This window comes from Sphingobium algorifonticola (assembly GCF_004005485.1).
GTDB lineage: Bacteria > Pseudomonadota > Alphaproteobacteria > Sphingomonadales > Sphingomonadaceae > Sphingobium > Sphingobium algorifonticola.
Genome location: NZ_RZUL01000010.1, coordinates 32,517 through 47,719 on the forward strand (window position 1 = coordinate 32,517; position 15,203 = coordinate 47,719).

The window sequence follows — 15,203 nt, forward strand, 5'->3', positions numbered from 1 at the left end:
CAACTGGAACTGCCAACGATGTATATTGATCCGGATGCAAAGCGGTTTCTCGACAGCCTGGCCGCCGGGCCGCCGCCGCCTGCCGACATTCAGGCGCAGCGCGCGGGATTCAGCGCCTTGTGGCGAAGCATGGCGCCCGTGCCGCCGACCGGGGTCACCATGACCTGCGCAATGGTGCCAGCAAGCGACCATGCAATAGAATGTTTGATCTACCGGCCAAGCGACACGGACGCCCCGCTGCCGGTGGTGATTTTTTACCATGGCGGCGGTGGCATCATGCTCTCCCCGGAAGATTTCGATGCGACCAACCGGATGCTTGCCCATGAAGTCGGGTGCATGGTTGTAGTGCCCCGCTATCGTCAAGCGCCCGAAAACCCGTTTCCCGCGCCGGTCGATGATTGCGTCGCAGTCTACGAATGGCTGATCGGCCATGCCAAGGAGTGGGGCGGCGACCCTGGGCTTGTCATCGTAAGCGGCGACAGCGCCGGCGGTTACCTGGCTGCCGCCGTGGCACAGGACGCGAAACGCAAAAGCTTGCCCATGCCTCTTGCCCAGGTACTGCTTTATCCGATGCTCGACATGGCAGGCATGGCGCCAAGCCGCTTCGACCGCGCCGCCTTCACCACCCACGATGCGCTGACAAGTACCGTCAGCCTGCATTTCGGCGACGCGGTGCTCGACCCCCGTGCTTCGCCGCTGCGTGAGCCTGACCTTGACGGATTGCCCCCGGCCATGATCATTGCTGTAGACACAGATCCGCTGTTCGACGAGGCGCGCGCTTATGCGACCCGACTGCGTACCGCCGGTGTGCCGACATCATTTTTCGTCTATGAGGGCCAAGTGCATGGCTTTTTCTCTTTTGGAGGCGCAATGCCCGAAGGCAATCGCTGCGTGACTCATGTGGCCGGCTGGGTTGCACGAGCGTTCAGGATGGCTGCGGGCAAATAATGACGGAACGTGTCGATTGCTTGGTAATTGGTGCGGGCGTTGTAGGTTTGGCCTGCGGCGCCGCGCTGGCTGAATCAGGCCGCGAGGTGCTGGTGCTTGAGCAGCACAGCTTGATCGGCAGCGAGACCAGCAGTCGCAATTCAGAAGTAATCCACGCGGGAATCTATTACCGGCCTGGCTCGCTCAAGGCCCGGCTTTGCAGAGAGGGCAAAAACCGGCTTTACGCCTATTGCGCAGACCGGGGTGTGGGGCACCAGCGGATTGGCAAGATCATCGTGGCGGCCAGTGAGGAGCAGGCTGTTCGCCTCAATGCAATCAACGAAAATGCCCGGGCGAATGGCGTTAATGATCTGGCTTGGCTTGCCGCAGACGAACTGCGCGCTCTTGAACCAGAATTAGTGGGGGTCTCCGCACTCTTCTCTCCCTCCACCGGCATTGTTGACAGCCACGGCCTGATGCTGGCGTTGGAAGGCGATTTGGCAACGCATGGCGGCATGGTCGTCTTAGGCGCCAAGGTTGAAGCCGGAACGGTTGGTTCGGATGGCATCACGCTGGCCATAGGCGGCGACGAGGCAATCGAACTGACTGCCGGAACGGTAATAAACTGCGCCGGGCTGCATGCCCCGGCTGTCGCAGCACGCATCGCAGGACTCGATAGCCGCCATGTGCCGACAGCGCATTTTGCCAAGGGGCACTATTACCAAATGAGCAGTCGTGCGCCATTTAGGCACTTGATCTATCCCGTACCAGAGGATGGCGGACTGGGCATCCACCTGACGCTGGATCTCGGCGGCCAGGCCAAGTTCGGCCCCGACGTTCGCTGGGTGCACGATGTCGACTATGCGTTCGACGACAGTCGCTTTGATGAGTTCATCGCCGCGATCCGCACCTATTACCCGGCCATCGATCCGGAGCGCATCCAGCCCGATTACACCGGAATCCGCCCGAAGCTTGCGGGCCAGGGGGCTGCTGAGCAGGACTTCAGAATCGAAGGTCGGTCGGTGCATGGCGTCGCCGGCCTCATCAACCTCTTTGGCATCGAATCGCCCGGCCTTACTTCGGCGCTGGCAATCGCCGACTATGTCACTGAGTTGGTCAACCGTTGAAGGCCAGCCTCAACCCCGGGCGCGCCCAGCGCATTGCTATTAGATGGCCGACGCCCGACAGAGTTAGATAAGCGGTCTGCATGTCAGGCCCGCCGAAGGCAATGTTGGTGGTGACGGGGTCACCTGTTTCGACGAACTCAACTGTCTCGCCCTCGGGTGAAATAACCCGGATGCCGCCGGTGGCCAGAGCCGCCACACAGATATTGCCGCCAGCCTCGACCGCCAGGGAGTCATAAAGCTCGAAGCCGCCTGCTCCGTAAAGTAATGCTTCGGCATTCAGGAGGCCCTGCGGCACCAATGCCATCCCCGGCTGAGGCACGGCGTAGCGCCAGATACGACCCGACATTGTCTCGCTGACATAAAGCGTCGCACCATCGGGAGACATGCCTATACCATTGGGATGGCTGCGCGGATAAACCTGCTCGGAAATGAAAGACCCATCGCAGAGGGCATAGTAGACCGCACCGACATCCTCTGTTCGGGCATAGCGTTTGCCGTTGTCGGTAAACCAAAAGCCGCCGTGCGCGTCAAAAACGATGTCATTCGGGCCCTTGAGCCGTTCCCCGTTGCAATGCGTGTATAGCGTCTCAACCACACCGGTAGCCAGATCGACCCGTTGGATGCTGCCTCCCGCATAATCCGCGGGCGTTAGGCCGGGGAGAAGCGCACCATTTACGTCATGCCATTCGAAGCCGCCATTGTTGCAGACGTACACCTTGCCGTCCGGGCCGATAGCGGCGCCGTTCGGGCCACCACCTGTTTCGGCGACAATCTCCACGTTGCCGTCTCGCGTGAGGCGGCTGAGTGTGCCCCGCGCGATCTCGACGAACAGCACACTACCGTCCGCCATGGGGATCGGACCCTCAGGAAACTTGAGTCCGGTTGCCAGCACTTCGAACCTGCCCATCGCGCTCTCCTTACTGATCTTGTTCATCGTTGCCCAAAGTCGCGCGGCCTGTGTCGACAGCCACCCGCTGAAAGATAGGTGGCCCTTCAGGGCACTTGGCTTAGATATGCACGAGTTGGAGAGGAGCAGTCGACATGGCAGGAATGCTTAGCGACAAGGTGATCATCGTGACAGGCGCAGGTAGCGGCATCGGGGAAGCAGCAGCACGCTACTTTGCCGATGAAGGGGCTTGCATCGTCGCAGCGGGTCGTACGCTCGCATCAGTCGAGCGAGTGACGTCCGATATCATTGCCCAGGGCGGTCACGCCATCGCCTGCCAAGCCGATGTCGCCGTCAGCGAAGACTGCTGCGCGATGGTGGCGCGCGCAATCGAAGCCTATGGACGGCTGAACGGCGCGTTCAACAACGCTGGCATCGATGGACCTCTAATGCCCGCTGCGGATTATCCCGAAGAGGCATTCGATCAAGTCATTGCCACTAATCTGAAAGGCGTATGGAACAGCATGCGCTTCCAAATTCCCGCAATGCTGGAAGGCGGTGGCGGCAGCATCGTCAACAATGCATCGGGTCTGAGTGAAGTGGGACAGTTCAATATGGTCGCCTATTGTGGCGCGAAAGCCGGTGTGCTGGGGCTGACCCGGGGCGCCGCGCTGGACTATGGAGCGCGTGGCATCCGGGTCAATGCCCTCTCTCCCGGTGTGATCGAAACGCCGATGATGACCGGCCAGATGGAGGCTCATCCCGAACTTCGTGAGATGTTGCTCGCCCGCCACCCGATAGGACGGCTGGGATCACCCAAGGAAATCGCCCGCGCCGCGGCCTGGATGCTGTCGGACGGATCGAGTTTCATGCTGGGTGCAAATGTTGCTTTGGATGGTGGCTATGTTGCATTGTGAAGGCGTTGGGGAAGATCTGCAAAAGGACTGTTCGCGTGGCGTCTGAAGCGTTGTTTTCAAAGGTGCGTCTGGGAACGCATCAGTTGAGTAACCGCATTGTAATGGCCCCGATGACTCGTTTGCGCGCACCGGATGGCAAGGCCAATGCGATCATGGCCGAATATTATGCGCAACGGGCATCGGCCGGGCTGATCATCACCGAGTGCGTGATGATATCGGACACCAGCGCCGCCTACATAAACTGTCCTGGCATCTATGGCGATGATTTCATCGACGGATGGCGGCTCGTAACTGACGCCGTGCATGCTGCTGGCGGCAAGATTTTCATGCAACTTTGGCATTCGGGCCGGGTCGCGCACACGTCACTGATGCCCGCAGGCGCGGCACCGCTTGCCCCCAGCGCGATCGTCGGGGTGGGCGAATTGCACACTCCAACAGGCAAGCAGCCCCTGTCCACACCCCGTGCCCTGTCCATCGAGGAGATTCAGGACATAATCCGTGCTTTCGGCAAAGCCGCGCAGCGGGCGCGCTTGGCGGGGTTCGATGGCGTTGAGATACACGGCGCGTTCGGCTATCTCATTGATCAGTTTCTACGCGATGGGAGCAACCAGCGTACCGACATCTATGGCGGTAGCGCAGAAAACCGGACGCGGTTCCTGCTCGGGATCATCACTGCGGTACAGCAGTTCTTCGGGCATGATGTCGGGGTGAAACTGTCACCAGCCAGTCGCGCACATGGCATGACCGACAGCCGGACCGAAACAACCTTTGCCTATGTGCTGGGCCAGTTGAACGAAGCCGATCTCGCCTATGTCCACATGATGGAACCTCTGCCGGGCGACGAAAGCCCTGACCTGCTCCTCGGCGAGACCGTGGCCTTTGCCCGCAAGCATTATGCCGGGCCCCTCTTGGCCAATGGCGGATTCTCCGGCGAAAGGGCGTCGCTACTGATTGCTCAGGGCGGCGCTGACTTGGTATCCTTCGGTCAAGCGTTCATCGCCAACCCCGATCTTCCAGCCCGCCTCAAGACAGGAACAGTGCTGTCGATACCCGACTATACGAACGTCTATGGCCTACCAGGCCAGCCGCTGGAAGTCGGCTACACCGATTACGCTGCCGCTTTGGTATGAACGATTCTCGAGACATTGCAGCCCTGATCGAAAAAGATCGACTGACCCAGCTTATCCACGAATTTGGCTGGGGCCTCGATTCGGGAGACTGGGACCTTTATCGAGCCTGCCTTTGTGACCGCGTCAGGATCGATTTCGAGCGGCTCACCGGCTTTCCCGAAGTGGAAGTTGCAGCCGACGACTGGACCGATTTTGCGCGGCATGCGCTTGCTCCCGTTCGTCGGCACCATGCTTATAGCAACATTCAGATTACGCTGGATGGTCACAGGGCCAAAGCGCGCGTGCATATGACTGCACGCCATTTTCTACCGAGCGACAACGGCGCTGCTCACAACACCCAATACGGATGGTATGATTTCGACTTCGTCTTGATGTCGCAGGGGTGGAAAATCGCCGGCGTCCGACATTGGTTCCAATGGGTGTCGGGCAATGTCGGACTGTTCGATTTCAGCCGGGAGCCCGTGGCGTCAGCAGTTGCGCGCGTTTTCGATCCGTCACGGATGGTTAAGCAATGAGGCCGATCTGCCGAGCCTTGAACACCGCTTCGGAGCGACGGTTGACCCCAAGTTTGCTATAAATCTGCTGGAGATACCATTTGACCGTGCCGACAGTCAGGCCGGATTCTTCGGCGATTTGCGCATTCATCATGCCCATGGCCACCATGAGCAGGATTTCCGCCTCCCGGTCATTCAGCGCCTGATATTGCCCCCCTAGCTCCTCCAAATTGACCGACCGGCTGGACGCCAGCACCTTTGGCCGAGCAAAGGAGGCGATGACTCGCTCGTGATATGACGCGAGCTCGCCAGCCCCGGTGCCGAGACCCAGCTTCATGTGTTCGATCTGCTGCCGCACGGCGCTGTTGGCGTCTGAGAAGATGCGGAGGAACCCGCCCTGCATACCCATATGGAGCGCGCTGCGAAGGGTACGATGACATGCTTTTGGATCACCCAACAAGATCTGGGCATGTGCGAGTTGAAGCGCGAAGCGGATGTTGAGGCGCGCAAACTGATGCGTCTCGAGAAAGCGCATCCAGCGGCGCAGGATCATATCTACTTCAGAAAGGCGGTTTTCCGCGATAGCCAGATAGGACGCAGCAAGCACCCGCCCGGCAACGGCACTCGCCTGACCTGGTCCCGGAACGGGCAGATCGCCGCTGGTCACCAGATTGTTCACGATCGACACCCGCCTGACTTCGCCGATGTTGCCCATCCCGGATAGGATGCGAAGACGATCTAGGATCAGGAATTGGCTAAGCCGATCAAAGTCGCGTGAAAGGGCAATCTCGGCACCTTCATCGATAACGCCGAGGGCGGCTTCGGCTGAGATCATCTGCGCAAGACGAACCTTGGTGTAATATCCAGCGATCAGCTGATCCACCAAGCCTATCCGAGTCGAAAGCGGCAGGAACTCCTCAATCAGCGCATCGGCCTCGATGGCATCGCCACGCTCCAAGGCAAGCTCAGCGAGATGCAGCGCTGGCATGGCTGTAGTCGGATTGGATCGCCCAACCACATCGATCGCAGTTTCGAAGGCGCCCCCGAAAATGGACTGGGCCTTGGCAAGCTGACCCAACTGCACGTAGCCCGCGCCGATGATGCAATCATGCCAGATGGTGCCCCAACGATTGTCGTGGCTGACAAATATCACGCGCGCCTTGCCTGACGAACCAAGATTTTGGCAGTTGAACCGCTCACGCTGTGCATAGAGCAACGAGGTATGGCTGACGGCGCCTTCAAAATAGGAATACTCACCGTCCATCGAGAGCCACTGGTGAGCAAGCGCCTCGGCCTTGACCATATCGTCACTGAGGATTGCAAGCTGCATTTCGCAATAAACCTGCTTGCGCAGGACACGCTCCAGGTCAATCCCCAGCTCAGCCCAGCGGGCCGCCGACACGCCACTGGTAAGCGCCGCCTTGACATTGCGCAGGATGCGTTGCGCCTCGCCAAATTGCCACGTCAGCGTGAGAGTGTAGGCACGCTCCAGCTGTAGTTCAGGATAGTCGATGAGCAGTTCTTCGGGCAGTTCAGCGGCATAACGCAACAGCGTGCCCTCGCGGCCTGACTGGATCAGCTTGGGCGCAACTTTGCTAAGCAATTGCGCTGTCGCTTCCGGGTCTCCTGCGGCAAAACTGTGCTTTAGCGCCCGCGCCGGATAACCCCGCTTGCAAAACCAGCTTGCTGCGCGCTGGTGCAGCATTGCCTTGCGTGCGGGGTCGCGACGCGTGACGAGAGCGGCTACCGATTCAGCAAAAATCTGATGAAATCTGAACCAGCCGGGTTCGCCGACACGCATGATAAACAACTGTAGCCCCTCGATCTCGCCAATGCGCTCGGCGCTGTCCGACCTGTCGAGTACATGGTCACACAGTTCGGCGGAGAACTCACCGAGTACGCCGGAATCGGCCACGAACTCGGCAAGTGCTTGCGGCAGGTTCTCGAAAACCTCGTCGCGCAAGAACTCAGCGACAGCTGAGCCGGGCAAAAGTTGCGGATATTCGCGAATGCCGCCCTGCCCCGCAGTCAGCGCAATCAGCCTGAGGCCGACCGGCCAACCTTCGGTACGGGCATAAAAACTTTCAATCTGCCCGGTATCCAGGGTCGATCCCATTGCCTGTTCGAGAAACATCGCAGCTTCGTGTTTGTTAAATTTGAGCTCTTCCAGCCCAATTTCGCCGATAAGTCCCTGAGCACGCAGTTTAGCCAAGCGAATGGCCGGAACCGAGCGCGAGCCGATGACGACATGCAGGTATCGGCTGGACGAATTAACCAACTGCGAAATCGACTGACGCACATCGGTGTCGCTCACGCAATGGAGATCGTCGATAAACAATATTGTTCGGCGCTCACTGTGTTCGACTGCATTAAGAATAGCAATAGTCGCGGACTTCAGGTCGAGATCAACCTTATAGTCCGGCGTGACCTTCAACCGCTCGCTGATCCCGGGGTTGCTGCGTATCAGCGAGGAAACCAAGTGGTTGGCGAAGAGCAGCTTGTCGTCATCGCTGTCATCCAGTGTGAGCCAGGCAACGGTTTCACCGCTGGCCTTGAGATCGGCATAGCAAAGACAGAGCAGCGTCGTCTTGCCATAGCCTGCGGGCGCCACCACAATGGTAGCGGCCAGGCTCAAAGCCGACTTGATCCGCTGGGCCAAACCCACCCGCTCGATCAGGTCGACGCCATGCGTCTTTGGGGGCGCAAGCTTTGCTGCCAGTATATATCCCGACAATCCGGCCTGGACGGTTTCTGGCTTGGACTTCAATGCGCCGGTTCCTTCTCGTAGCCTCACGCAAAATGGCTGAGTTCAAGACCGCTGTCCAACACCGGAATCACCGGCTGCCGCCGACTGGTTGCGAGGGCATCGGCATCCACCACTGCATTGCCTCTCCGCACCAGCAGCGGGCAGCCCAGATGCCGGGCAAGCCTGACTGCGTAAGTCCAAGAGGCCACTTCGCCTTCGTTATCCAAAATATCGCACCAAGCAATTACCTCAGCACCGTTGGTGCGGCCCTCATGATCAAGCGCGATCGAGACCAGTTCAAGCGCGCCGGGTGCATCTTCGCGAATAACAGCCGGCATGATATGCCCTGGTGTGACGAGATTTTCAGGCTGGGTATCCGGCGCACCCAAAACATGCAGAGTCAGTGCTCGTTCGGCGGCGGAGATCCCGGTTTCGCTGCACCGCGTCGCCTCGACGCTGGCCATATAGGGTGACGCGGCCCGTTCTGGAGAGATCGCTGCCATGGGCTGGAGGCCGAGAGCAAAGGCTCGGCTTGGCCGCATCGCCGCCGAGATCAGCCCCCGCCCGTGCTTGGCCATGAGATTGACGTCTGCCGCCGCAATGCCTTTCGCCGCCCGGACGAACAGCGCGCGTCCGCGACGCTCAAGCGCATCATGATCGACCAACATTGAAAGGCGGCTGGAAGGCCTGTCCCGCAACAGCATATTCATAATCTCCGCTCCTTCATTCTGGTCCGCATCTTGCGTTGGCCGGCATCGGCCAACTGCGGATCTCCAGTGCATGCATATCTTCGAATCGCACGATGCGGACCCGCCAAAGGTTAGGTGCGCTGACCAGAACATTGGGCGAAGTGCCGGTGACGGAAACACGAGGAAACGTACTGCCATGCAGCACGAAGAAGCGATTCGTTCGAAAAGCAATATAGCGGCTGACGGCGCTGCCATGGCGCGCTATCGTGCAATGGACCTGCCATCGCCGCTCGCCTGCTTGAATGCGATCGCTGTGATCGCATGCGTAGTCGATGCTGCAACTAAATGTGACAGCCAGCGCATTATTGCCGGGCGGGTTACGGCGACCGACCATTTGGACAGCGCTTGGCCTATCGTCCATTGCACCGGACGCTACCAATGACTGCGGCGTTGTTGGCAAACCTGTCTGCTGAACTGTACACGGCGCTCCGCAGGCGCGAGGTGCTCACACCCTTGGTGCAGCGTCACTCCGATCTCGATATCGAACAGGCATATGCGGTTTCGTTGGGCTTCCTCCAGCGGCGCCTTGCCGACGGTGAGCGGGTCGTCGGCAAAAAAATCGGCGTCACCAGCAAGGCCGTGCAGGACATGCTTGGTGTGCACCAACCAGACTTCGGTTTCCTCACCGACTGGATGCAAGTGCATGGAGATATCGACATCCACGCCAAAGCCCTTATCGCACCACGGGCCGAAGCAGAGATCGCCTTCATTCTGCGCGATTCCTTGAGAGGCCCGGGCATCACCGCCGCCGACGTGCTGGCGGCGACTGCGAGCATCGCCCCCTGCTTCGAGATCGTCGACAGCCGGATTCGCGATTGGAAGATATCGATTGTCGATACGATAGCAGACAATGCGTCTTGTGGCGTGTTCGTGCTGGGAGAGGAACGGCTCGATCCCGCACCACTGAGCCTGCCGGACCTGCATGTCACAGTCAGCAAGAACGGCAAGCCAATCTCTGAAGGGTTTGGATCGGCGGTGCAGGGCGACCCTGCCGAAGCCGTAGCTTGGCTCGCCAACACACTGGGCGGGTTTGGCGTCTGTCTCGATGCAGGCGACATCATCCTGTCGGGAAGTCTCGTTCCGCTCGCCCCAGCTGTCGCCGGCGATGTTTTCGAAATGATCCTGACTGACCGGGGGCAAGCGATCGGCTCCTGCATCGCCCGATTTATCTGAAGGAATATTGGCATGGTACGCGTCAAGGCAGCAATCATCGGGTCCGGCAACATCGGCACAGACCTGATGATCAAAATGATCAGATACCCGCAAAACATGGAACTTGTTGCCGTGGTCGGCATAGACCCAGCCTCTGAAGGGCTGGCCATGGCCCGCGAGCACGGCATCGCGACGACGCACGATGGCATTGAGGGACTTAGGCGATTACCCTGTTATGCGGAGATCGGTATCGCATTCGATGCAACCAGCGCCTATGCACACAAGGTCCATGACGCAGCGTTGCGGGCCGACGGCATTCAGGTGGTGGACTTGACTCCCGCCGCCATTGGCCCGTTCACCGTGCCGCCGGTCAACATCGACGCACATCTGGACCAGCCCAATGTCAACATGGTGACCTGCGGTGGACAGGCCACCATCCCCATGGTCGCAGCTGTTACCCGCGTTTCCGACAAGGTGCATTATGCCGAAATCGTGGCCTCTGTGTCGTCGCGCTCTGCGGGACCCGGAACGCGGGCCAATATCGACGAGTTTACGCGCACCACGGCCCGCGCGATCGAAGTGGTGGGGGGCGCCGCGCGCGGCAAAGCGATCATCATCCTCAACCCCGCCGAACCGCCGATGATTATGCGCGATACCGTTTTTACGCTCAGTGAGGGTGGTACCGAAGAAGCGATCCGTCAATCGGTGGCGGAAATGGTATGCGAAGTGCAGAAATATGTGCCCGGCTATCGGCTGAAGCAGGAGGTGCAGTTCGAGCGTTTCGGCGGCAACGCCCCGCTGCGGATTCCCGGCATGGGCGAGTTTACGGGTATCAAATCCATGATCATGCTCGAGGTCGAAGGCGCCGGCGACTATCTGCCAAGCTATTCGGGAAACCTCGACATAATGACCGCTGCCGCCAAGGCAACGGGCGAATTGATTGCCGCAAGGCGGATGGCGCTCGTCCACACCGGAAAGGCAGCATGATGACAGATTTTCATGTTGATGCGGGCGCCAAGCTTTACATCCAGGACGTAACACTGCGCGATGGCATGCACGCCATTCGGCACATGTACGGCATCGAGCATGTCCGAGCGATTGCGACCGCGATCGAGGCGGCCGGGGTAGACGCTATAGAGGTAGCGCACGGCGACGGACTGTCCGGCGCCAGCTTCAATTACGGCTTTGGCGCGCACACCGATTGGGAATGGCTCGAGGCGGTTGCAGACGTGCTCGATAAGTGTGTTCTGACCACATTGATCCTGCCCGGTGTCGGCACCGTCGAGGAACTGCGGCGCGCCCACGCCATCGGGGTCCGATCTGTCCGTGTCGCGACGCATTGCACGGAGGCGGACGTTGCAAAGCAGCATATTGGCATAGCACGAGATCTGGGCATGGACGTCGCCGGGTTCCTGATGATGAGCCACATGATTGAACCGGACGCCTTGGCGCAACAGGCGCTGTTAATGGAGAGCTTTGGCGCGCATTGCATCTACGTCACCGACAGTGGCGGCGCTCTCGACATGGACGGTGTCCGCGCGCGTTTCGAGGCCTATGACCGGGTGCTTAAACCGCAAACCCAGCGCGGCATCCATGCGCATCATAATCTTTCGCTCGGTGTCGCCAATTCCCTTGTCGCTGCGCAATGCGGAGCTGTCCGCATAGACGCCTCGCTCACCGGCATGGGCGCAGGCGCAGGGAATGCACCGCTTGAGGTGTTCGTCGCCGCTGCAGATCGCAAGGGCTGGAACCACGGATGCAACGTCAAGTTACTGATGGACGCCGCAGAGGATCTGGTGAGACCACTTCAGGATCGCCCGGTACGTGTAGACCGCGAAACGCTGAGCCTGGGCTATGCCGGTGTCTACTCCAGCTTTCTGCGTCACGCAGAAAGGGCGAGCGAAACATACGGCATCGATACCCGCGAGATTCTGCTGGAACTGGGGCGGCGAAAGATGGTCGGCGGCCAAGAGGACATGATTGTCGATGTCGCTCTGGACATGCTTTCGGCGCGCGCGATGGCTTGATCGTTTTTCGACCGCACGGCATGCCTTTGAATTATACAACAGACGCACGATGGGGAACACGCAGGCTCCTTGCAGACTCAAGGCTGGGCTGGGCAAATCACCTGTAGAAGAATCGGTAGCACACAGCGACAACCGTCCCCGCCAGCAAAAGCAAAAGATGGCGCGCCCTATCCTGATGATTGCGGGCTGAAAGCGTTCGAAATTCGTAAAGAGCGAACAGGATTATCCCGAGCAGTATCGCAAGGCTGACGTGCGGCAGCCGCTGTTCGAAAGCGAGACGTGCACTGATCGAATGGACAAGGATTAGCGGGACGACAAACCATGCAAGGCCATGAAGCCTGCGCCAGTCGGCCTTCAGTGCCCGCATGGCCCAGCCATAGGATGTCACGAACAGGATCATGAAAATGAATGTCGCGAGCTGACCGTTGTCCAATACCGGATCATAGCGCGGTTGTATCTCCTGCGGCCCGCCGATCTCGACCCGCAGCATTTTGACGCCAAGATTGTAGTGACCGAAAAACCAGAGCCCGGACATAAGGCCGAATGTACGTCGACGAAGGGCGAGCGAGCGCCACAGCCGTTTGCGATCGGGCCAAAGATTGATCCGCAACGCATTGCCGGGAACCAATGTTGCGAGCAGATAAGCAACACCGAAATATGCACAAAGGGAAATCTGCCATAGTGGCGGCGCACTTGGCGTGGCGAACAGCCAATAGGCTGAAAGTGGCAACACAATCAGAAGATTGGCTAGCTTGAGAGAGGTGTCCTGGCCAAGCAGCGTCATGACATGACGCCGGTTGCATCGGCTGCGCGACCTTCGCCGACGTCAGGATCGGCCTGAGGTCGACTGACATCCCAGCAAGTGAAGAGCAACAGTGGTAACGCGATGACGCACAGCCAAGCGAAGGCGTTGCGCAATCTCTTTCGAAAAGACGCGCCAGCTTTAGTCTTCATCGGCCCAGTTCCTGTTGTGTGGCAATCGGCGGCTGGCTATGGGCTGTGACGTGCTGCTGATTTCACCCTTCACGCTGGTTGCAAGATGAATCGTCCACGCAAGGCGTCCGACGAGGATATTCTGAACGCCACCCTTGCGGCACTGCGCCAAGGTGGCCCGGCGATGTCCGTGCAACAGGTTGCCGAACGGCTCGATATCACGCAGGCGGCACTCTTTCGCCGTTTCGACACCAAGCAGAACCTGATTGTTCAGGCTCTGCGGTGGCATGGCCGGTCTTTTTCCTGGACCGATACAATCCGGACCGAACCTAGCGCAGATCGATCGATATTTCGGACGCAGTTGGTCGCTTTGGCGCGCGCCGTTGCCGAAGTCGGAGAGATGTCGGTGCTTGCCGCGGACGGCTTCAGAGCAATCGGCGTTACAAAACCCATTGGACCGATGGCCATGGAAGTCGGTTTTCCAAGCTTGCCGGAACTTCATGCCGCCGTTTCGGAGTGGCTCGACAAGGCGGCCAGGAAACAGCTTGTAGAGGGCCGACATGTGCCACACATTGCCATTGCCCTGCTGGGTGGGATGAGCTTGCTGCACTTCATCACGCGTGAGAAGAACGAGGCGATTGGTGGCGAAGTCGATGCCTATGTCGATTTTCTGGTTGGTCCCGGCAATGCGGCGGAGCACCGATAGATATCCTGGACGGTTATCAAGCACGATCAGAAGCCATAGCGGAGGCGGACACCGAACGTTCGCGGTGCAGCCGGAAGGTAGCGCCATGCGGAACCCCCTGTAGCCAGTGGCACTTCCAACGTGTCGGTGAAATAGTCTCTATCCGTCAGATTTTTCGCATAGGCCGACAGGGTCCAGCCCTTGCCGATCTCGCTCAGCGCCACATCCAGATTCCAAATCGCAAAACCGCTGCGTCGTGACTCGACCGCATTTGTCGGCTCGAAATATGTACGGCCGACATAGGAAATATCCGTACCAATCCGCAATTCGAGGGCATTACCAAGCGGCGCGGCATAGCTGACACGTCCGTTGGCCGTCATCGAAGGCGCATTGGCGAGACGATTGCCCGTGCAATCTGTACCGACGGCGCATTCAGCGAACCGGCGATAGGCGGTCCGATTGATTGCAGCCGATCCACTGACATCAAGACGGTCGGTAAGCCGTGCGCGCAGCTCAATTTCTGCACCGTACGAACGGGCTTTTTCGGCATTACTGACGTAATTGGTGAATGTCAGCGGATCGGAGCGGAACACTTGGAGATCGTTATAGCCTATGTAGAAGATTGCAGCGTCAAGGCTGAGCCGCCTGCCAAACAGGAACCCCTTGTAACCCGCTTCGTAATTGATCGACCGCTCCGGGCGAAATATCTGCTGCGCGGCCAAGCTAGGGGGTAATGCAGCGGCATTTATGCCTGCACTTTTATACCCTTCAGATACTGTCGCGTACAGTGTTGCAGCGTCAGACGGCTCATACTGCACCGCAGCTTTCAAGCTGACGTCCGTATCGACTGTACTGAAACGATCGCTGCCGGGTGAAATCAAGTTCGGAATGAAGCCACCGCGCTGGGCCGAAATCCGCTGGCGGTCCTTACTGACTCGCCCACCCGCCGTTATCTTAAATCCCGGCGCCAAGGTGTAGCTTGCCTGGCCGAAGGCGGCCTGGCTGCGATCGACGAGGCGCGTGGCCGATGTTCCGACAAACTTCTGCAAACCAAAAGGCGTCGGAAAACTGAGCGCGATCTCCGAATTGAGGTGATTCACTTCACGATAGAAATAGGTTCCAACCAGCCATTCGAATGCACCTTCCCCTTGGGACGCAAGGCGCACCTCCTGGCTTATGCTATCGACATCACCTCGATTGGCTGTTGTCTGTTCATCACGGATCGAAGAGTCGCCGTCTGATAGCCGAACATCTGTCCAGCCACGATATCCGGTTACGGAGGTGAGGCTTGCCGGACCAAGATTGTCAAACGGCGTTCAAAAGGGACCCCCGATCGGCGTCGAAGAGGGACCCCTTTTCGGATATGATGTTGGTTTGTTGAAGATGGCCTTGCGCTGCGTGCGGCGGAGGGCGGGCGTAGCCCGACCGGA

At 59.1% G+C, this 15,203-nt stretch carries 14 protein-coding genes and 1 pseudogene; 10 read left to right on the forward strand and 5 right to left on the reverse strand.

Annotated elements, in window-relative coordinates:
* Positions 1 to 18 precede the first annotated feature (18 nt).
* On the forward strand, positions 19 to 948 hold the full coding sequence (locus tag ENE74_RS16350) for an alpha/beta hydrolase (RefSeq protein ID WP_127691954.1): 930 nt from the start codon (positions 19 to 21) through the stop codon (positions 946 to 948).
* The gene (locus ENE74_RS16355; protein WP_127691955.1) at positions 948 to 2,054 is read left to right on the forward strand and encodes an NAD(P)/FAD-dependent oxidoreductase; all 1,107 of its coding nucleotides are present in this window, start codon (positions 948 to 950) and stop codon (positions 2,052 to 2,054) included. Before ENE74_RS16350 ends, ENE74_RS16355 begins: the two co-directional genes overlap by 1 nt.
* Here ENE74_RS16355 and ENE74_RS16360 read toward each other — a convergent pair.
* Positions 2,044 to 2,988 (reverse strand): SMP-30/gluconolactonase/LRE family protein, encoded by a 945-nt coding sequence (locus ENE74_RS16360; protein WP_241242059.1) that lies wholly within the window; start codon positions 2,986 to 2,988, stop codon positions 2,044 to 2,046. The genes ENE74_RS16355 and ENE74_RS16360 overlap by 11 nt on opposite strands.
* Positions 2,989 to 3,095: 107 nt before the next feature.
* On the opposite strand from ENE74_RS16360, the gene ENE74_RS16365 reads away from it, so the two are divergent.
* The 3 genes from ENE74_RS16365 (at position 3,096) to ENE74_RS16375 (ending at position 5,502) form a co-directional block, all read left to right on the forward strand.
* The gene (locus ENE74_RS16365) at positions 3,096 to 3,857 is read left to right on the forward strand and encodes an SDR family NAD(P)-dependent oxidoreductase (RefSeq protein ID WP_127691956.1); all 762 of its coding nucleotides are present in this window, start codon (positions 3,096 to 3,098) and stop codon (positions 3,855 to 3,857) included.
* Between the two features lie 62 nt (positions 3,858 to 3,919).
* Positions 3,920 to 4,987, forward strand: coding sequence for an alkene reductase (locus ENE74_RS16370; protein ID WP_277601385.1), 1,068 nt, complete (start codon positions 3,920 to 3,922; stop codon positions 4,985 to 4,987).
* Complete coding sequence (locus ENE74_RS16375) at positions 4,984 to 5,502, forward strand: nuclear transport factor 2 family protein (protein ID WP_127691958.1); 519 nt, start codon at positions 4,984 to 4,986, stop codon at positions 5,500 to 5,502. Before ENE74_RS16370 ends, ENE74_RS16375 begins: the two co-directional genes overlap by 4 nt.
* Here ENE74_RS16375 and ENE74_RS16380 read toward each other — a convergent pair.
* Together ENE74_RS16380 and ENE74_RS16385 are read right to left on the reverse strand one after the other, a co-directional pair.
* Positions 5,492 to 8,248 carry a helix-turn-helix transcriptional regulator gene (locus ENE74_RS16380; RefSeq protein WP_127691959.1) on the reverse strand — a complete coding sequence of 919 codons (2,757 nt, stop codon included), beginning with the start codon at positions 8,246 to 8,248 and terminating at the stop codon, positions 5,492 to 5,494. The genes ENE74_RS16375 and ENE74_RS16380 overlap by 11 nt on opposite strands.
* 23 nt (positions 8,249 to 8,271) lie before the next feature.
* Complete coding sequence (locus ENE74_RS16385; protein WP_164847526.1) at positions 8,272 to 8,892, reverse strand: 3,4-dihydroxy-2-butanone-4-phosphate synthase; 621 nt, start codon at positions 8,890 to 8,892, stop codon at positions 8,272 to 8,274.
* A gap of 220 nt (positions 8,893 to 9,112) precedes the next feature.
* Between ENE74_RS16385 and ENE74_RS18330 the strand changes: the two genes are divergently transcribed.
* The 4 genes from ENE74_RS18330 to dmpG are packed head-to-tail and all read left to right on the forward strand — an operon-like array spanning position 9,113 to position 12,155.
* Positions 9,113 to 9,358, forward strand: coding sequence for a hypothetical protein (locus ENE74_RS18330; protein WP_164847527.1), 246 nt, complete (start codon positions 9,113 to 9,115; stop codon positions 9,356 to 9,358).
* Positions 9,355 to 10,149, forward strand: a complete 795-nt coding sequence (locus ENE74_RS16390; protein WP_127691961.1) for a fumarylacetoacetate hydrolase family protein — start codon at positions 9,355 to 9,357, stop codon at positions 10,147 to 10,149. The genes ENE74_RS18330 and ENE74_RS16390 overlap by 4 nt, the downstream gene beginning before the upstream one ends.
* 12 nt (positions 10,150 to 10,161) lie before the next feature.
* Positions 10,162 to 11,115, forward strand: a complete 954-nt coding sequence (locus ENE74_RS16395) for an acetaldehyde dehydrogenase (acetylating) (RefSeq protein ID WP_127691962.1) — start codon at positions 10,162 to 10,164, stop codon at positions 11,113 to 11,115.
* Positions 11,112 to 12,155, forward strand: coding sequence for a 4-hydroxy-2-oxovalerate aldolase (dmpG, locus tag ENE74_RS16400; protein WP_127691963.1), 1,044 nt, complete (start codon positions 11,112 to 11,114; stop codon positions 12,153 to 12,155). Before ENE74_RS16395 ends, dmpG begins: the two co-directional genes overlap by 4 nt.
* 97 nt (positions 12,156 to 12,252) lie before the next feature.
* Here dmpG and ENE74_RS16405 read toward each other — a convergent pair whose 3' ends face one another.
* Positions 12,253 to 12,939 carry a hypothetical protein gene (locus ENE74_RS16405; protein WP_127691964.1) on the reverse strand — a complete coding sequence of 229 codons (687 nt, stop codon included), beginning with the start codon at positions 12,937 to 12,939 and terminating at the stop codon, positions 12,253 to 12,255.
* 333 nt (positions 12,940 to 13,272) lie between these two features.
* Between ENE74_RS16405 and ENE74_RS18740 the strand changes: the two genes are divergently transcribed.
* On the forward strand, positions 13,273 to 13,794 hold the full coding sequence (locus ENE74_RS18740) for a hypothetical protein (protein ID WP_420902606.1): 522 nt from the start codon (positions 13,273 to 13,275) through the stop codon (positions 13,792 to 13,794).
* Positions 13,795 to 13,820: 26 nt separating this feature from the next.
* Here ENE74_RS18740 and ENE74_RS16415 read toward each other — a convergent pair.
* Positions 13,821 to 15,032, reverse strand: a pseudogene (locus ENE74_RS16415) (TonB-dependent receptor); the annotation flags it as partial.
* Positions 15,033 to 15,203: the final 171 nt, after the last annotated feature.